Origin of the sequence: Streptomyces sp. NPDC059957 (assembly GCF_042730015.1) — a bacterium.
Lineage (GTDB): Bacteria > Actinomycetota > Actinomycetes > Streptomycetales > Streptomycetaceae > Streptomyces.
The window spans coordinates 1-19,042 of the sequence record NZ_JBHWMB010000111.1 but is presented as its reverse complement, the minus strand read 5'-3'; the positions used below and the strand labels follow the sequence as shown (position 1 = coordinate 19,042).

The following is a 19,042-nucleotide window of genomic DNA, read 5'->3' as shown; positions in this document are numbered from 1 at the left end:
TGTCGGACCACGGAAGTACGTCCGGTACGAGCCGTGGCCCTCCGCCTTGCGATGCACCGCACCGGACGCCGCGACCCGGCAAACCTTCCCGGCCAAAGCACTAGCGGGTCCTCGCCCCGCTCACTGCCGTGCCTCCGGTGCGTTCCCGCCGGAGGTGCGGCAGTACTGTGCAACCAGTTGCCCCACGAAGAAGGAACGTCCGTGCCCACTGGTACTCGCCGCCCCGCCGGCGGCCCGCCCGCCCGCGAGCACGAGGCGCGGAGGCGGCCCGCAGCCCGCACCGGACACAAGGGATGACCCGCCTCGACGTGGGCGCCGCAACGGTCGAACGCCCGGCACCCTCCCAGGTCGTGGCGCGGATCCGGCGGCGGCGGATCGTGGGCCTGGGCGCGCTCCTCGCGTTCCTCGTGGTCGCGGCGGTGGTGTCCCTCGCCGTCGGCGCGCGGGCGCTCAGCCCCGCCGAGGCGTGGCACGGGCTCTTCGCGGACCCCGACCCCGACCAGAAGCTCTCCGAAGCCAGGCTCATCATGCAGACCGTACGGGTGCCCCGTACGGTCCTCGCGATCGTGGCGGGCATCGCCCTGGGCGTCGCCGGGGCGCTGATCCAGGGGTACACGCGCAACCCCATCGCGGACACCGGCCTGCTCGGGGTCAACACCGGCGCCTCGTTCGCCGTGGTGTCGGCGATCGCCCTGTTCGGGCTCACCGACCCGTTCGAGTACGTCTGGTTCGCCTTCCTGGGTGCCGCGCTCGCCGGTGTGGTGGTGTTCGGGCTGTCGAGCATCGGTCGCGGCGCCGGCAACCCGCTGACGCTCGCTCTGGCCGGGCAGGGGGTCACGGTGTTCCTGATGGCGATGACGACGGCGGTCGCGCTGTCGGACAAGGCGGCGCTCAACGCCCTGCGCTTCTGGAACGCCGGATCGGTGGCCGGCGTCGGCTTCGGCGTCATCTGGCCGGTGACCGGCTTCATCGTGGTCGGGCTGGTGCTGGCGCTGGCCACCCTGCCTTCCGTCAACCTGATGAACCTGGGCGACGACGTGGCGCGGGGACTGGGCGTGAACATCACGCTGGTCCGGATCACCGGCATCATCGCCATCACGCTGCTGGCGGGCGCGGCCACGGCGGCGTGCGGTCCCATCGCCTTCCTCGGACTCATGGTCGCGCACGTGGCCCGGTACCTGGCCGGCCCCGACTACCGCTGGCTGGTGCCGTACGCGGGTCTGCTCGGCGCGGTCGTCCTTCTGGTCTGCGACATCGTGGGACGCGTCGTGGTGCGGCCGGGAGAGCTGGACGCGGGCATCCTCGTCGCTCTCCTCGGTGCCCCGTTCTTCGCGGTCCTGGTGTGGCGGGGAAAGTTCAAGAGCGCATGAACGTGACAGTGGTGAAGCCCGCCGAGAAGCCGTCGGTGGCGCCGGGTGTGCGGCTCGGGGGCGTGTCGTTCGTCTGGCGGCCCAGGATCGTGCTGGTCACGCTGCTGCTGGCGGCGGCGGCCTTCCTGGTGTTCTGCCTGTCCATAGCCGTGGGGGACTTCCCCCTCGGCCTGTCACAGGTGGTGGCCACCCTCTTCGGTGGCGGCGAGCAGGTCGACCAGTTCGTGATCATGGATCTGCGCATGCCGCGGGCCCTGGCCGGACTCGTCGTCGGCATCGCGCTGGGGATGTCCGGGGCGATCACCCAGTCCATCGCCCGCAATCCGCTGGCCAGTCCGGACATCCTCGGGATCACCGGGGGCGCCAGCGCGGTCGCGGTGTGCCTGGTGACGGTGTCCGGCGGGGCCACGGCCGCGGTCGTCAGCTCCGTGGGGCTGTCCGGAGCGGCACTCGCCGGAGGCCTCGGCACGGGGCTGCTGGTCTACTTCATGGCGTGGCGGCGCGGGGTCGACGGCTTCCGGCTCATCCTCATCGGCCTCTCCGTGAGCGCCGTGATGGAGGCGATCACGACCTGGCTGCTGGTCACCGCCGACATCAGGGACGTGGCGCGGGCCCAGGCGTGGCTGGTCGGCTCCCTGGACAACCGGTCGTGGGACGAGGTGGGGGTGGCCCTCTGGGGCACGCTCGCCCTCGCGGTCGTCGTGGCGTGCGTCGCCTTCCAGTTCAAGCCGCTGCACTTCGGCGACGACGTGGCCGCCGGCCTCGGCGTCCGGTTCTCGCTGGTACGGGCCGTCCTGCTGCTGTGCGCGGTGCTGCTGGCCGGCTTCGCGGTGAGCGCCGCGGGACCGGTCCCGTTCGTCGCCATGGTGGCGCCGCAGGTGGCGCTCCGTCTGACGAAGTCCCCGACGCCGCCGTTGGTGGCGTCCGCCGTGGTGGGGGCGCTGCTGCTGATCGGCTCGGACCTGGTCGCCCGTACGGCACTGCCGATCGCCCTGCCGGTCGGCGTGGTCACCGCCGCGATCGGCGGCCCCTTCCTCATCTACCTCCTGGTGCGGGCGAACCGCCGCTAGGTGATAGAAAGGTTAGGCAAGCCTAAATAGAGGGGGAGCCGTGGTCGCTCAGTCCATCACCGAGACCAAGTCCGATGCCGACGCCGTCCCGCGGCTGGCGGCCAAGGGCGTCACGGTCGGGTACGGCGACCGGACCGTCATCGACGCGCTCGACGTGTCGATCCCGCCCGGTGTGGTGACCACGATCATCGGCCCCAACGGGTGCGGCAAGTCCACCCTGTTGCGGACCCTGTCGCGGCTGCTCAAGCCGACCAGCGGATCCGTGGTCCTGGACGGCGAGGACATCGCGCGGATGCGGACCAGGGACGTGGCCAAGAAGCTCGGCCTGCTGCCCCAGGCGCCGGTCGCGCCGGAGGGCCTGACCGTGGCCGACCTGGTCGCCCGGGGCCGGCATCCGCACCAGAGCTGGCTGCGCCAGTGGTCCTCGGACGACGCCTCCGTCGTGGAACGCGCGCTGGCGATGACGGGGGTGGCCGACCTGGCCGACCGGCCCGTCGACGCCCTCTCCGGGGGCCAGCGTCAACGCGTGTGGATATCCATGACCCTCGCTCAGGGCACCGATCTGCTGCTGCTCGACGAGCCCACCACCTATCTGGACCTGGCGCACGCCATCGACGTGCTCGACCTGGTCGACGACCTGCACGAGTCGGGATGCACCGTGGTGATGGTGCTTCACGACCTCAACCTGGCCGCGCGTTACAGCGACAACCTGATCGTGATGAAGGCCGGTTCGGTCCTGGCGCAGGGTCACCCGCGCGAGGTGCTGACCGCCGAGTTGCTGCACGAGGCATTCGGCCTGCGTGCCATGGTGATTGACGATCCGGTGGGCGACCGGCCGCTCGTCGTGCCGATCGGGCGGACCCATGTTCTGAGTGACGGCGTCCAGAGTGTGGGAAGTCAGAGTGCGGGCAGCTGAAACAACAGCCCCTTAACTTAGGCTAGGCTTACCTCACTTCCCCGGGGTACGGTTTGCCTGCCCTAAGTGGGGCCGTAGTGGACAGCACGAAAGCAAGGGATCCCGCATGCTCCTCGACCGAACGACACGTATGAAGCCCTGGCGGCAGCTGGCGGCAACCGTGTCCGCCGCGGCCCTCGGTGTAGGCCTCCTCGCTGGGTGCGGTTCCGACTCGGCCGACAAGGACAAGAAGAACGACAGCGCCAACACCCCGGCCGCGACCGGTGCGTTCCCCGTCACCGTCGAGCACTTCTTCGGCTCCACCGAGGTCAAGAAGGCCCCGCAGCGGGTCGTCACCGTCGGCTACACCGACGACCAGACCGTCCTCGCGTTCGGCATCAAGCCGGTCGGCATGACCGACCAGTACCCGAACCCGGAAGGCCAGAGCCCCAACATCAACACCCAGTGGCCCTGGGTGAAGGACAAGTGGGGCGAGGCCAAGCCCGAGGTCATCATGAAGAACGGTGACACCGGCCCCAACTTCGAGAAGATCGCGTCCCTGCGCCCCGACCTGATCATCGCGGTCTACTCCGAGGTCGACCAGGCCGCCTACGACAAGCTGTCGAAGATCGCCCCGACCGTCGGCCGCACCAAGACCGAGAAGGAGCCCTTCAGCGCTCCGTGGTCGGACAACGCCCTCCAGATCTCCAAGGCGGTCGGCAAGGAGACCGAGGGCAAGGCGATGATCCAGGGCATCCAGGACAAGCTCGCCACGGTCAAGAAGGCGCACCCCGAGTTCGCCACCCAGACGGCCGTCGCGGTGTCCTGGTACAAGGACGCGGTCAACCCCTTCACCACCACCGACGTGCGCGGTCAGCTCCTGACCGGCATGGGCTTCAAGGGCCAGGCCGAGCTCGACAAGATCTCGGACGGCAAGTTCTCCTTCGCGCTCTCCCCGGAGCGCATGAACCTCATCGACGTCGACCGCGTCTTCGTCATCAACGACAAGGCCGACACGGACGCGCTGAAGAAGTCCGAGCTCTTCGCCAACCTGAAGGTCACCAAGGCCAACAAGGTGTCCTACCTGCTCGACAGCGAGGGCCCCGCGGCCGGCGCGGCCATGTCGCAGGCCACCCTGCCCGCCCTGCCCTTCGCCATCGACGAGCTCGTCAAGTCGGTCGGCTAGGTGTGAGCACCACGGAAACTCGGGTCGCCCCGGCAACCCTGCGTACGACGACCGGACGTGAAGCGGCCCGATGGGTGGCGGCCAACTGCCGCACGATGCCCTGGCTGACGTCCGGCGCCGTACTCAGCACGGTCGCCGGGGCGGCTCTCCAAATGCTCCCCGTGCTGCTGCTCGGCCGGGTGGTCGACGGAGTGATCGGGGGCGAACCGCGTTCGATCCTGGTCACGATCGGGGCCTGGATGGTGGCCGCCGCGCTCCTCGGCGCGGCGGCCACCGCCCTGTCCGCCTACCTGATCGGGCGACTCGGCGCCGACCTGCTCGCGGGTCTGCGCGAAGGTGCCGTACGGGCCGTGCTGGGCATGCCCAGCGCCCGGGTCGAGCAGGTGGGCCGCGGCGACGTGCTCTCCCGGGTCGGCGACGACGTAGCCGTCCTGTCCAAGGGCATCCGCTCCGCCATCCCCACGGTGTTCTCCGCGGGGGTCCTGGTCGCCATCGCCACGATCGGCATGTTCGGCCTCGACTGGCGGCTCGGCCTGGCCGGCGCCTGTGCGCTGCCGGCCTACGCGCTGGCCCTGCGCTGGTACCTGCCCCGGTCGGCCCCGCTCTACCGCAAGCGCGCGGTGGCCCAGGCCGAGCGCGCGCAGGCGCTGATCAGCGGCCTGAACGGCATCGAGACGGTACGGGCGCACCGCCTGGAGGAGGCCTTCCGCGAGAAGGTCTCCGAGGATTCGCGGCGGGTGCGCGACCTCGGCATCGAGGTGTTCCACTTCTTCGGCCGGTTCGTCGGCAGGGAGAACCGGGCGGAGTTCATCGGCCTGTCGCTGATCCTGGTCGTGGGCTACGTCCTGCTGGAGACCGGCTCCGCCAGCCTCGGTGACGTGGCGGCGGCGCCGCTGGTGTTCCACCGGCTGTTCACCCCGCTGGGCGCGATCATGTTCACCTTCGACGAGGCCCAGAAGTCGGGCGCGAGCCTGACCCGGCTCGTCGGGGTGCTGGCGGAGTCCACCGAGGACCGGCTGGTGGGCGACCGCGCCGCCGCGCCGGCGGACGAGGACCCGTACCCGGTGACGGTGAAGGGGCTGACGTTCCGGTACCCCGGAGCCGATGAACCCGTCCTGAGCGACGTCACCTTGACGATCCCGGCGGGCGGTTCGCTGGCCCTGGTGGGTGCGACGGGCGCCGGCAAGACGACCCTGGCCGCGCTCATCGCCGGCATCGGGACCCCCGAGGCCGGTTCGGTGCGGATCGGGTCGACCGACCTCGCCGATCTGGACGAGGCCGGGGCGAGAGCGCTGGTGAGCATCCTGACCCAGGAGACGCACGTGTTCTCCGGGCCGCTCTCCGACGACCTGCGACTGGCCGCGCCGGAGGCGAGCGACGCCGAACTGCTGGCCGCGCTGGGCACCGTAGGGGCGGCCGAGTGGGTCGAGGCGCTGCCCGAGGGTCTGGACACCGCGGTCGGCGAGGGCGGTGCGCGCCTGGACGGCACCAAGGTGGCCCAGGTCGCCCTGGCCCGGCTGGTGCTGGGCCGGGCTCCCGTGGTCGTGCTCGACGAGTCGACCGCGGAGGCGGGCAGCGAGGGCGCCGCCGAGCTGGAGCGGGCCGTACTGGCCGCCTGCGCCGGGCGGACCACGCTGTTCGTGGCCCACCGGCTGACCCAGGCGGTGGCGGCCGACCGGATCGCCGTGCTGGATGCGGGACGCGTCGTGGAGCAGGGCACGCACGAGGAGTTGGTGGCCCTGGGCGGCCGCTACGCGCGACTCTGGCGGGCCTGGAGAGACGCTAGTTAGGTCACCCTAATTTAGGTTAGGCTAGCCTTCGTACCTTGGAAGGGTGTTGAGTCTTCAAATGATGGAACCGAGCGCTCGTCTCGTGCTGATCTCTCCTACGCGCCTGGCAGACGTGCGCCGGCGTACCGGCGGATATTCCGACCGGACCATCGCCGAGGCCTGTGCCATCGGACTGTCGTACTGGGCGACGGGCGCGAGCCCCGACGGAATCGACCTGGCCCCCGGAACGCTCTTCGCGGACGTTCTGGGCTGGGTCGACAACGGCGGGGCCGCGCCCGGCGGTTGGGAGACCGGCGAAGCCGCCCCCGACGGCTGGGCCATCGCGGTCCCCGGGACCGTCCTGCAGTCCGACGCGCAGCGCGCGCTGGACGACCTGGCGGACTTCCCCGACCGGCCCCTCGGCACCATCAGCCCGTCCGGAGTGGCGGAGCGGCTCACGACCCTGGCCGAGTGGAACGACAACGCGGCGGACCGGGTCCGGCCGACCATCGTGGAGATGTTCCGCGAGCAGGCGCGCCTGAGGCCCGACGCGGTCGCCATCATCGACGAACACCGCTCGCTGACCTACCGCCAGGCGGCGGAGCTGTCCGCGCAGCTGGCCCACCACCTGATCGGCCGCGGACTCGGCTCCGAGCAGGTCGTGGGCATCTCGCTGGGCCGCTCCGCCGACATGGTCATCGGCCTGCTCGGCGTGCTCCAGGCCGGCTGCGCCTTCGTCCCGCTCGACCCGCAGTGGCCCGCCGCGCGCCGCGCCGTCGTCATCGACGACGCACGGGTCGTGCTCCAGTTGAACGACTCCGGCGAACACGACCCCGCCGAACCGGCCGCCGCGGCCGTCGACCTCGACGACTGGCGGTACGCCGACCACAGCGCCGAGGGCACCGGAATCACCGCGCACGGCAACTCCCTGGCCTACGTGATCTTCACGTCCGGATCGACGGGCCGCCCCAAGGGCGCGATGATCCGGCACGAGGCGATCAGCGAGCGCCTGCTCTGGCAGGTCGACGAGATCCTCGGCTTCGGACACGACGACGCCTCGCTCTTCAAGGCGCCCCTGTCCTTCGACATATCCATCAACGAGATCTTCCTCCCGCTGGTGTGCGGCGGCCGGCTCGTGGTCCTGCGGCCCGGCGGCGAACGCGACCCGCACCACCTCCTCGGCGTGATCGCCGAGCACCGCGTCACCTTCACCTACCTCGTCTCCTCCATGCTGGACGTCCTGCTGGAGATAGCCGGCGACTCCGACCGCCTCGACAGCATGCGCCACGTGTGGTGCGGCGGCGAGGTGCTCACCCCCGAGCTGTACGAGCGCTACCGCACCCGGCTCGACATCCCCATGTACCACGGCTACGGCCCGGCCGAGACGACCATCGGCGTCTCCCACGTCATCTACCGGGGCGAAGCGGAACGCCTGTCCACCTCGATCGGCAAGGCCAACCCGAACACCCAGCTCTACGTCCTCGACGACGAGCTGCGCCCCGTCCCGGTCGGCGTCGGCGGCGAGCTCTACGTCGGAGGCTTCCTCCTGGGCCGCGGATACGTGAACGCACCCGGACTCACCGCCTCCCGGTTCGTGGCGAACCCCTTCGCGACCGACGGCTCCCGCCTCTACCGCACCGGTGACCTCGCCCGGTTCGCCCCCGACGGCTCCCTGGACTTCCTCGGCCGCGCCGACAATCAGGTCAAGGTCCGCGGCATGCGCCTCGAGCTGGAGGACGTGGAGGCCGGCCTCGCCGAGCACCCCGCGGTACGGCACACCTGCGTCATCGCGAAGAAGAACAGCGCGGGCGGCACCTACCTCGTGGGCTACGTGATCCCGGCCGCCGGAGCCGCGGAGCTGCGGGCCGCCGAGGTCAAGGCCTGGGCCACCGAGCACATGGTCGAGTACATGGTGCCCGCCCACATCGTCGTGATGACCGAGTTCCCGCTCACCGCGAACGGCAAGCTCGACCGGCGCGCCCTGCCCGAGCCCGAGGTCGTGACCGGGACGTTCCTCCGGCCCTCCACCGACAACGAGCGCGCCGTCTGCGCGGCCGTCGCCTCCGTGCTGCGGCTCGAGGAAGTCGGCGTCGACCAGGACTTCTTCCAGCTCGGCGGAGACAGCATCCTCGCCATCTCGCTGCTCAGCGCGCTCCGCGAAGCGGGCCTCTACGTCACCGCGGGCCAGATCTTCGCCAACAGCGTCCTGGGCGCCCTGGCGGCGGTGGCCGGCCGCGAGGACGTGGCCCGCGTGGACCACGCCGACGTCGCGACCGGTCCCGTCGTGGGCTCGCCCATCGTCCAGTGGCTCGGCCGGACCACGGACGCCATCGACGGCTTCGTCCAGGCGGTCGTCCTGAACACCCCGGCGGGTCTCACCGCCGACGCCCTCGGCCCCGTCCTCGACTCCGTCGTCGCCCGGCACGACATGCTGCGCGCCCGGCTGGTGCGCGGGGACCGCTGGAGCTTCGACATCCCGGAGGCCGGCGGAGCCACCGCCGACTGGCAGGAGAGCGAGGGGCCGCTCGACGCGTGCGTGGCCCTCGCAACCGAAGGACTGGACCCGGACAACGGCGTGATGCTGCGGGCCGTCTGGCGCCGCGAGGCCCGGCAGCTGGTGCTGGTCGCCCACCACGTGGTGGTCGACGGCGTGTCCTGGCGGGTCCTGATGGAGGACCTCGCCACGGCATGGCGCCAGTTCACCGCCGGCGAGACGATCGAACTCCCCGCGGTGGGAACCTCGTTCCGCCGCTGGACCCAGCTCCTGGCGGGCGCCGGCTTCGACGCGGACCGCGCCTACTTCGAGCGCCCCCTGCCCGGCCCCGACGCGCCGCTCGGCAGGCGCGCCCCGTCCGAGGAGGACACGGTCGAGCGGGAGCGGACCCGGGTCTTCACCGTCGGCTCCGAGGCCACGGCCGCACTGCTCGGCGAGATCCCCGCGAAGTTCCACGCGGGCGTCAACGACGTCCTGGTGACCGCGCTCGCCGTCACCCTCGCCCGGTGGCGCCGCGATCGCGGCCAGGAGCAGACCTTCGCGCACGTGGAGCTGGAGGGCCACGGCCGCGAAGGCCGCCACGTGGCGGGCGCCGCCGGCGTCGAGCCGGAACTGTCACGGACCGTCGGCTGGTTCACGACCCTGTTCCCGGTGACCGTCGACCCCGGCACGACCGGCGACTTCACCGACCCCCGCTACCTCGCCGCCGCGCTCAAGGCGGTCAAGGAAGACCTCGCCCGCGTACCGAGCAACGGCGTCTCCTACGGCGCCCTGCGCTACCTGGCCGACGCCGCCTTCACGGCCCCGGCACCCCAGATCCTCTTCAACTACCTCGGCCGCTTCGACGCGGGCGCTCCGGGCGACTGGCAGCTCTCCGGCACCACCGGGCAGCTCGGCGAGAAGCGCGACCCGAGGATGCGCCTGCCGCGCGCCCTGGAGTTCAACGCGATCGCCGAACCCTCCGCCACCGGCGCGTACGAACTCGTCACCACCGTCTCCTGGCCCGACGGGATGTTCACCGACGAGGACGTCGAGGCGATCGGCGGGTACTTCCAGGCGGCCCTCACCGCCCTGGCCGCGCTCGAAGAGGGCGGGCACTCGCCCAGCGACTTCCCGCTGGTGCGGCTGACCCAGGCCGACGTCGACGCCCTGGACGGACCCGAGCTGCGCGCCGTCCTGCCGCTGACCCCGCTGCAGGAAGGCCTGTACTTCCACTCCGTCTTCGACGACGACTCCGCGGGCAGCTACGTCGAACAGCAGCTGCTGACGCTCGAGGGCGAGCTCGACCCCGCCCGCCTCGCTGCCGCGGCCACCCGACTGCTCACCCTGTACCCGAACCTGGCCGCGCGGTTCACGGCCCTCGCCGACGGCCGCGTCGTCTCCGTACTGGAAAGCGGCGCCGAGGCGCCCTTCACCGTCCTCGACCGGCCCGGCATCACCGACGCGGAGCTCCACGCACACGCGGAGCGCGACCGCCGCGCCGGATTCGACCTGGCCACCGGCCCGCTGATGCGGTTCACCCTGGTCCGCGACCCCGAATCCGGCCGCGACGTCCTGGTGCAGACCGTCCACCACATCATCGCCGACGGCTGGTCGGTGCCCCCGATGCTCCGCGCGCTGCTCGCCGAGTACCACGCGCCCGGCAGCACCTACCCGCTGAGCGGCTTCCCCGACTACGTCGGCTGGCTCGCGGAGCGCGACGCCGACGAGAGCGACCGCGTGTGGGGCGCCGAACTCGCCGAGCTGCCCGGCCCCTCGCTGGTGGCCAGGGAGCACACGCCGTCCGACCGCTTCGCCGACACCTCCGTCGAACCGGGGCTGGACATCGACGCCGCCGCCCGGACGGCCGGCGTACCGCTGAGCGTGGCCGTGCACAGCGCCTGGGCGGTGACCCTGGGCGGCATCCTGCACTCCGCCGACGTGGTCTTCGGATCCACGGTCTCCGGCCGCGACGCGGACGTCCCCGGCATCGAGGACATGGTCGGCCTTTTCATCAACACCGTCCCGCTGCGGGCGCGGTGGGCCGCCGGCACCACGGCGGGCGAACTGCTCGCCTCCGTGCGCGAACACCAGGGCGCGGTCCTGCCGCACCAGCACGTCTCGCTGGCCCGGATCGGCCGCCTCGCCGGCGTCGGCTCCCTCTTCGACACCCTCGTGGTGTTCGACGTGGCCACCGACGTGGCCGCGCTGCGCCGCACCGGCGACACCCTCGCCGTCACCGGCCTCGTCAACGAGGGGGCCCCGCACTACCCGCTGACCCTGGTCGTGGAGCGGGCCCTCGACGGGCGCCCGCGCTTCAACCTGATCTACGACGGCGCACTGCTCCGCGAGAGCAGCGCCCGGGACATCCTGAACCGGTTCACGCACACCCTCACCGGCCTGCTGACCCGGCCGGACGCCCCGGTCGGCGAGCTGGCGCCGGAAGGCGGCCGGAGCCCCGCACCGATCGCCCCGACCACCCTCGGCGAACTCTTCGACGCCGCCGCGGAGCGGGACCCGGCGGCCACCGCCGTCACCCAGTGCGCGCTCGACGGCACCACCCGCTCCCTGACCTACGGGGAACTCGCCGACGCGAAGAACGAACTGGCCGCCGCCCTGCGCGCGGCCGGGGTCCGGCCCGGCCGGCGCGTCGCCGTGGCCGTCCCGCGCACCATCGAGCAGGTCGTCGCCCTGGTCGCGATCGTCAGCGCGGGCGGCGCGTACGTACCGCTCGACATGGCCTACCCCGACGACCGGCTGGAGTACGTCCTCGGCGACGCCGCCCCGCAGGCCGTCCTCGTGGACCCCGCTCAGCGCGAACGCTTCACGGCCCTGCTGGAACGGGCGGGAGTCGCCGCACGCGTCCTCGTACAGGGCGACGAGCTGCCGCAGGAGGACGCCGCCGAGGAAGCTGCTCCGGCGGACGGGGTCAGCCGGCACGATCCCGCGTACGTGATCTACACCTCCGGGTCGACCGGCAAGCCCAAGGGCGTCGTCGTCCCGCACTCCAGCGTGGTGGCGCTGCTCGCCAACACCCAGCCCGACATGGGCTTCGGCCCCGACGACGTCTGGGTCCAGTTCCACTCCTACTCCTTCGACTTCGCGGTCTGGGAGCTGTGGGGCGCCCTGGCGCACGGCGGCGAGCTGCTCGTGCCCGACTACGGACTGACCCGCTCCCCGGTCGACTTCCACCGGCTGGTGCGCGAGCGCGGGGTGACCGTGCTGAACCAGACACCCTCGGCCTTCTACCAGTTCGTCGAGGCCGACCGGCACGCCGGTGAGCCCCTTCCCGCCCTGCGCCGCGTCATCTTCGGCGGCGAGGCACTGGACCTCGGACGGCTGCGCGGCTGGATCGAGCGGCACGGCGCCGCCTCGCCCGAGCTCGTCAACATGTACGGGATCACCGAGACCACGGTCCACGTGACCCACCGGGTCCTGACCGAAGAGGACTTCGCCTTCGGCGACGACGTGAGCCCCATCGGCGGACCCATCCCGGGCCTGACCACCTACCTGCTCGACGACCGGCTCCGGCCGGTGCCGCCGGGCCAGGTGGGCGCCATCTACGTGGCCGGCGACCAGGTGTCCCACGGCTACCTCGGGCGGCCGGGCCTGACCGCGGGCCGGTTCGTGGCGAACCCCTTCGCGAACGACGGCTCCCGGATGTACCACACGGGCGACCTGGCCGTCCGCACCCTCGGCGGGGAGCTGGAGTTCACCGGCCGCGCCGACGACCAGGTGCAGCTCAAGGGCTTCCGCATCGAGCTCGGCGAGGTCGAGTCCGCGCTGCGCGACCTCGACGGCGTGGTCGACGCGGCCGTCACCGTGGCCGACAGCGGCGACCACCTGGTCGCGCACGTCGTGGGCCGGGTGCCCGGCGAGCTCTCCGCCCTCCTGGCCGAGAAGCTGCCCGTGCACATGGTGCCGGGCCGGGTCCTGACCGTGGACGCCCTGCCGCTGACCGTCAACGGCAAGCTGGACCGCAAGGCGCTGGTCGCGGCGGCCGCGCAGGACGACACCCCGGTGGCGGGCGGTGCGGGCGGCGGTTCGCAGCTCGCCTCACTGGTCGGCATCTTCGCCGACACCCTGTCCCATCCGGCCGCCGACGCCGACACCGACTTCTTCGGAGCCGGCGGCGACAGCATCATCGCCATCACCGTGGTCAACCGCGCCCGGGCGCTCGGCCTGCCGATCGCCCCCCGCGACGTGTTCCTCCTGAAGACGCCGCGCGCCCTGGCGGAGCTCCTGGGCACGCGTGCGCCGCAGACCCCGGCCCCGGCCCCGGCGCCCGCGCGCCGCGAGGACGGCCCGCTGGCGCCCACGCCGATCATCCTGCGCCAGCGCGAACTGGGCGGCTCCCTCGCCCGGTTCGCCCAGGCCAGGACCGTGGAGGTGCCCGAAGGCACCGCCTTCGCCGACATCGAGCGCGCCGCGAACGCCGTACTGGCCGCCCACCCGGCCCTGCGGATGCGCCTGAACACCGGGCACGGCGTGTGGACCCTGCGCACCGAACCCGCCCGCGGGGCCACCGTCGTCCGCGCGGACACGGCCGACGCCACGGCCGCCGCGAACCAGGCCGCCGGCCGGCTCGACCCCGAGACCGGTGAGGTCACCGCCTTCACCTGGCTCGCGGCGACCGGCACCCTGGTGGTCACCGTGCACCACATCGCGGTCGACTCGGTGTCCTGGCTGATCCTGCTGGACGACCTGGCTGCCGCCCTGCGCGGGGAGACCCTCGCACCGGCGACCACCTCCTACGCCGAGTACGCCGACGCGCTGACCCTGCGGTCCGCCGCCGGCGCCGACGACCTCGGGCACTGGGTCGACACCCTCCAGGCGCCCCCGCTGCTGCCCGCGTCCGGCGCGCTGCGCGACACCACCGTGGTCCTCGGCCCCGAGGCCAGCGACCGGGTGACGCGCACCGCCCCCGCCGCGCTCGGCGTCGCCCTGACCGAGCTGCTGTGCGGCGCCCTGCGCACCGCCCTGACGCGGATCCAGCCGACGCCCACCGATCTCGCGATCGAACTGGAGCGGCACGGCCGGGTGTCCGTACTCGAGCACCACGACTACACCCGTACGGTCGGCTGGTTCACCGCCATCGCGCCCGTCCGGCTCACCGCGCACACCGACCCCGTCGCGGCGGCCCGCGAGCTCGCCGAGCGGCAGCCCGACGAATCCGGGCACCTCGCCTACGGCCGGCTGCGCTACCTCAACCCGCAGACGGCCCCGCTGCTGACCGCCCGCCCGCAGGTGCTCTTCAACTACCTCGGCCGGGGCAGCGAGTCCCAGGCGCTGCACATCACCGGCGGCGACCAGGGCAGCCCGTACGCCGTGGAGGTCAATGCCTGGACCGACGCGGCCACCGGCAGCCTGCACGCGACCTTCACCCTCGCCGAGGGGATCCCCGACGAGATCACGGGGCATTGGTTGCACGCCCTGGAATCCCTCGCGGAAGCCTCCGTGACGGCCGAACGCACGGCCCCGGTCACCGCGCTCCAGCGCGGCCTGTTCTTCCAGGCCCAGCTGGCCGGCACGGCCGGACACTACGTCGCGCAGAGCTACTTCGCCCTCGACCACCGCCTCGACACCGGGGCACTGACCGAGGCCATGGCCGTGGTCATGGCCCGGCACCCGGTCGTCGGCGCCGGCTTCACCACCGACGACGACGGCAACCCGGTCCAGATCCTCAAGGCGGGCCGCCGGGTCGGCGTCCACACGGTCGAGCTGTCGACCGACGAGGAAGTCGAAGCCCTGCGCGTCCGGGACCGCAACACCGGCTTCGACCCGGCCGAGCCCCCGCTGATCCGGCTGACCGTGATCCGGCTGCCCGACGGCCGCGACGGCCTGCTCCTCAGCTACCACCTGCTGCTGTGGGACGGCTGGTCCCGCGCGATCGTGCTGCGGGACCTGTTCGAGGCCTACCGTGCCCTGCTCGCCGGCGAGCAGCCGTCCACGACCCCGGCCGTGCCGGGCTTCGAGGACCACGCCCGATCGCTGGCCGCCAAGGACCCGGCCGTCTCGGAGCGGTTCTGGGCCGAGCAGCTGACCGGACTCTCCGGCCCGACGCTGCTCGCCGGACCGGCGCCGACCCTCTCGGACGAGCTGCCGCCCGCACTGCTCCACACCCTCTCCGCCGAGCAGTCGCAGCTGCTGCGCGAGACGGCCAGGGCGCACGGAGTCACCCTCAACTCGGTCCTCACGGGAGCCTTCGGCCTGTTGCTCGGCGCCCACACCGGCCGCAGCGACGCCGTGTTCGGCGTGACCGTCTCCGGCCGCGAGGGCGAGGGCCTGTCCGACATCGTCGGCGTGCTCCTCAACACCGTGCCCATGTGGACGCGGGCCCGGCCCGAGGACACCGTCGGGGAGTACCTGGCCTCCGTGCAGGCGGCCCGGGTCGACGCGATGGAGCACGAGCACCTGGGGCTCGGCGAGATCCAGCGGGCCAGCGGCTACGACACCCTCTTCGACAACCTGTTCGTCCTCCAGAACTTCCTGGACCTCGACGGGCTGGCCGAGATGAACGCCCGCCACGGCATCACCGAGGTGAAGTCGGACGACTCCACGCACTACCCGTTCACCTGGGTCGTGACGCCCGGCGACCGGCTCACGGTCAAGCTGGAGCACCGCCACGGCGACTCCGGCAGCGCCCGCCGCCTCCTCGACGACTACGTCGGCCTGCTCCAGGACCTGGCCCGCTCCACCGGACCGGTGGGTGCGCTGCCCGGCCTCGGCCCGGTGCCGGCGCCCGCCGACCGCACCGACATCGGCACCGACACGGTGGTCGACCGCTTCGACCGGGCGGCGGACCGCGCACCCGAACGGGTCGCGCTCGTCGCACACGGCCGGAGCATGACCTTCGCCGAACTCCAGGGCCGCAGCCGCCTGCTGGCGGGCGTGCTCGCCGGGCGCGGCATCGGCCCGGAGAAGACGGTGGGCCTGGCGATCCCGCGCACCCTGGACTGGATCGTCGCGCTGTTCGCCGTACTGCGCACCGGAGCCGCGTACGTACCGCTGGAGCTGGACCACCCGGACGAGCGGATCGCCACGATCGTCGCGGACGCCCGGCCCGAGGTGATCCTCACCGTCAGCGCCGTCTCGCCCCGGCTGACCGGCGACCTGACCGGACCCGGCGACCTGATCGAGCTGGACCGGCCCCTTCCCGAGGCCGAGCCGCTCGTGACGTTCGCAACCGACGACCCGAACCGGCTGCGGTACCCCGCGTACACGATCTACACCTCCGGTTCGACGGGCAAGCCCAAGGGCGTCGTGACCGAGTACGCCGGACTCACCAACATGCTGATCAACCACCAGCGCCGGATCTTCGAACCGGTGCTGGCGGAGCACGGCAACCGGATCTTCAAGATCGCGCACACCGTGTCCTTCGCCTTCGACATGTCGTGGGAGGAGCTGCTCTGGCTCGCCGACGGCCACGAGGTGCACATCTGCGACGAGGAACTGCGCCGCGACGCACCCGGCCTGGTCGACTACTGCCGTGAGCACGGGATCGACGTCATCAACGTGACCCCGACCTACGCGCAGCAGCTGGCGGCCGAAGGCCTGCTCGACAACCCGGACCGGCGCCCCGCGCTGGTGCTCCTGGGCGGCGAGGCGGTCACCCCGACCCTGTGGCAGCGGCTCGCCGAGACCGAGGGCACCGTCGGCTACAACCTGTACGGGCCCACCGAATACACCATCAACACCCTGGGCATCGGCACCTTCGAGTGCCAGGACCCGGTGGTGGGCGTGGCCATCGACAACACCGAGGTCTTCGTCCTGGACCCGTGGCTGCGACCGCTGCCCGACGGGGTGCCCGGCGAGCTCTACGTCTCCGGCATCGGCATCGCCCGCGGCTACCTGGGCCAGCCGGCCCAGACCGCGCACCGGTTCGTCGCCTCCCCGTTCGGGGCGCCCGGCGAGCGCATGTACCGCACCGGCGACCTGGTGGTCCGCCGGCCGGACGGGAACCTGATGTACCTCGGCCGCACCGACCAGCAGGTCAAGATCCGCGGCCACCGCGTCGAGTTGGGCGAGGTGGAGGCAGCCTTCGCCGCGCACCCGGCGGTACGGTTCACCGCCGCGGTCGCCCAGCCCGACCCGCAGGTCGACGGCGCCTACCGACTGGCCGCGTTCCTCGTGCTGGAGGCCGGAGCCGACCTGGCCGCGGTCGCCGCCGAGGCCGGCACCGGACTGCCCGACTACATGCGACCGACGCACTACGCTCAGGTCGACGCCATCCCGCTCACGGTGAACGGGAAGGCCGACACCAAGGCCCTGCCGGAGCCCAGGCCGCTGGGTGCGCTGACCACTTCGGGCGAGCGCGGCCCGGAGACCGAGACCGAGGTCCTGGTCTGCGAGTTCTTCGCCGAAGCCCTGGACCTGGACGACGACGAGGTGAGCGCCGTGAGCGATTTCGTGTCCCTCGGCGGACACTCCATGCTGGCCGTACGCCTGGTCGGACTCCTGCGCCGTGAATTCGGCCCGACGATCACCATCCGTGACCTGCTCACCCTGCGAACCCCCGAAGCGATTGCCCGGCACCTTGATGACAACTCCTGACGTCCACGGATCCCGCCGCGCGGGATCCGACATCCTCCGGACCGCCATACGGCGCAATGCCGGCGCCATGGTCTGGGGCACCGTCCTCATGGGCCTGTACCAGGCGGGCGAGACGGCCTTCCCGATCGCGCTCGGCATGATCGTCGACCACACGATGAAGGAGCGGAGCCCCGGGGCGCTCGCCCTCTCGATCGGCGCGCTGGCCGTGATCATCACGACCGTGTCGCTGTCGTGGCGGTACGGGATGCGCATCCTGCAGAAGGCCAACACGACCGAGGCCCACCACTGGAGGGTGCGGGTCGCGTCCTGCGGCCTCCAGCCGGTGGCCCGGGACGTGGACCTGAAGTCCGGCGAGGTGCTCACCATCGCCACCGAGGACGCCGACCAGACCGCCGACATCGTCGAGGTCGTGCCGATGCTGATCAGCTCCTCGGTCGCGGTGCTGGTCGCGGCGGTCGCGCTGAGCCTGGCGGACCTGCGCCTCGGCCTGCTGGTCATGGTGGGTACGGCTCTGATCCTGTCGACGCTCAGCGTGATGTCGAAGCGGATCGGCAGCAGCACCCAGGAGCAGCAGGCCCGGGTGGCGCGGGCCGGTGCGAAGGTCGCCGACCTGATCACGGGCCTGCGCCCGCTGCACGGCTTCGGCGGCAACCACGCGGCCTTCCGCTCCTACCGGAAGGTCAGCACGGAGGCGAAGGAACAGGCGATCACCGTCGCCAAGGTGAACGGCGCCTACACGGGCACCGCGCTGGCCCTCAACTCGACCCTCGCCGCCGCGGTGACCCTGACGGCCGGCTGGCTGGCCTTCGGCGGGCAGATCAGCATCGGTGAGCTCGTCATGGCCGTGGGCCTGGCGCAGTTCATCATGGAACCGCTCCGGCTGTTCTCGGACATGCCCAAGTACGTGATGATGGCGCGCGCTTCGGCGGAGCGGATGGCCCTGGTGCTGACCGCCCCTCCGGTGGCGGCCCCGGGGACGGCCCGCCCGGCACCGGGTGGGGACCTGGAGATCGACTGCGTCCGGTACGAGTCCCTCCAGGGCCTGAAGTTCCGCGTCCCGGCGGGCCAGTTCACGGCGATCGCGGTCTACCAGCCGCGCGCGGCGGCCGAGCTCGCCTCGATCCTGGCCGTGAACGTGCCGCCGGCCTCGTACGGCGGAGTGGTACGGCTCGGCGGGCAGGACCTCGCGGAACTGTCGGTCGAGGCGGTCCGCGAGCTCATGCTGGTGAACCCGTACGACGGGGAGATCTTCGCGGGCACCCTCCGCACGAACATCGACCCGTCGGGCACCAGCCGGACGGTGCCCGAGGCCGTCGAGGCGTCCATGCTGACCGATGTCGTCGCCCTGCACCGGGAGGGGCTCGACTACGAGGTCCGCGACCGCGGTTCGAACCTCTCGGGCGGGCAGCGCCAGCGGCTCTCGCTGGCCCGGGCGCTGGCCGCGGACTCCGACGTGCTGGTGCTGCGCGACCCGACCACGGCCGTGGACGCGGTCACCGAGCAGCTCGTCGCACGCAGGATCGCGGAGCTGCGCCGGGGCCGTACCACCGTGGTCATCACCAGCAGCCCGGCCCTGCTGGACGCCGCCGACCGGGTCCTCGTCCTGGACGACGGGGTCGTCACGGCCGAGGGCACGCACCGGCACTTGCTGGCCACCGATCCGGCGTACTGCTCGGCGGTCACGCGGTGAGTTTCTGAGCAGGTGAACACAAGGGGCCCGGGTGGC

Annotated in this window: 7 protein-coding genes; all 7 read left to right on the top strand. The window is 72.2% G+C overall.

The genetic code is table 11. The features are described from left to right. Nucleotides 1-293 precede the first annotated feature (293 nt). Nucleotides 294-1,370 (top strand): FecCD family ABC transporter permease, encoded by a 1,077-nt coding sequence (locus tag ACFWBW_RS38985; RefSeq protein ID WP_385383707.1) that lies wholly within the window; start codon nt 294-296, stop codon nt 1,368-1,370. After that, nucleotides 1,367-2,440, top strand: a complete 1,074-nt coding sequence (locus ACFWBW_RS38980; protein WP_385383704.1) for a FecCD family ABC transporter permease — start codon at nt 1,367-1,369, stop codon at nt 2,438-2,440. Before ACFWBW_RS38985 ends, ACFWBW_RS38980 begins: the two co-directional genes overlap by 4 nt. A 40-nt stretch (nt 2,441-2,480) precedes the next feature. Beyond that, nucleotides 2,481-3,356: an ABC transporter ATP-binding protein gene (locus ACFWBW_RS38975; protein ID WP_385383701.1), complete on the top strand. Its 876-nt coding sequence runs from the start codon at nt 2,481-2,483 to the stop codon at nt 3,354-3,356. Nucleotides 3,357-3,462: 106 nt separating this feature from the next. Then, nucleotides 3,463-4,521 (top strand): iron-siderophore ABC transporter substrate-binding protein, encoded by a 1,059-nt coding sequence (locus ACFWBW_RS38970; protein WP_385383698.1) that lies wholly within the window; start codon nt 3,463-3,465, stop codon nt 4,519-4,521. A gap of 2 nt (nt 4,522-4,523) precedes the next feature. After that, entirely contained in the window at nt 4,524-6,311 is a 1,788-nt protein-coding gene (locus ACFWBW_RS38965; RefSeq protein ID WP_385383694.1) for an ABC transporter ATP-binding protein, read from the top strand. A 58-nt stretch (nt 6,312-6,369) separates the two neighbouring features. After that, complete coding sequence (locus tag ACFWBW_RS38960; RefSeq protein ID WP_385383690.1) at nt 6,370-17,316, top strand: amino acid adenylation domain-containing protein; 10,947 nt, start codon at nt 6,370-6,372, stop codon at nt 17,314-17,316. Next, entirely contained in the window at nt 17,303-19,006 is a 1,704-nt protein-coding gene (locus tag ACFWBW_RS38955; protein WP_385383687.1) for an ABC transporter ATP-binding protein, read from the top strand. Before ACFWBW_RS38960 ends, ACFWBW_RS38955 begins: the two co-directional genes overlap by 14 nt. Nucleotides 19,007-19,042 lie beyond the last annotated feature (36 nt).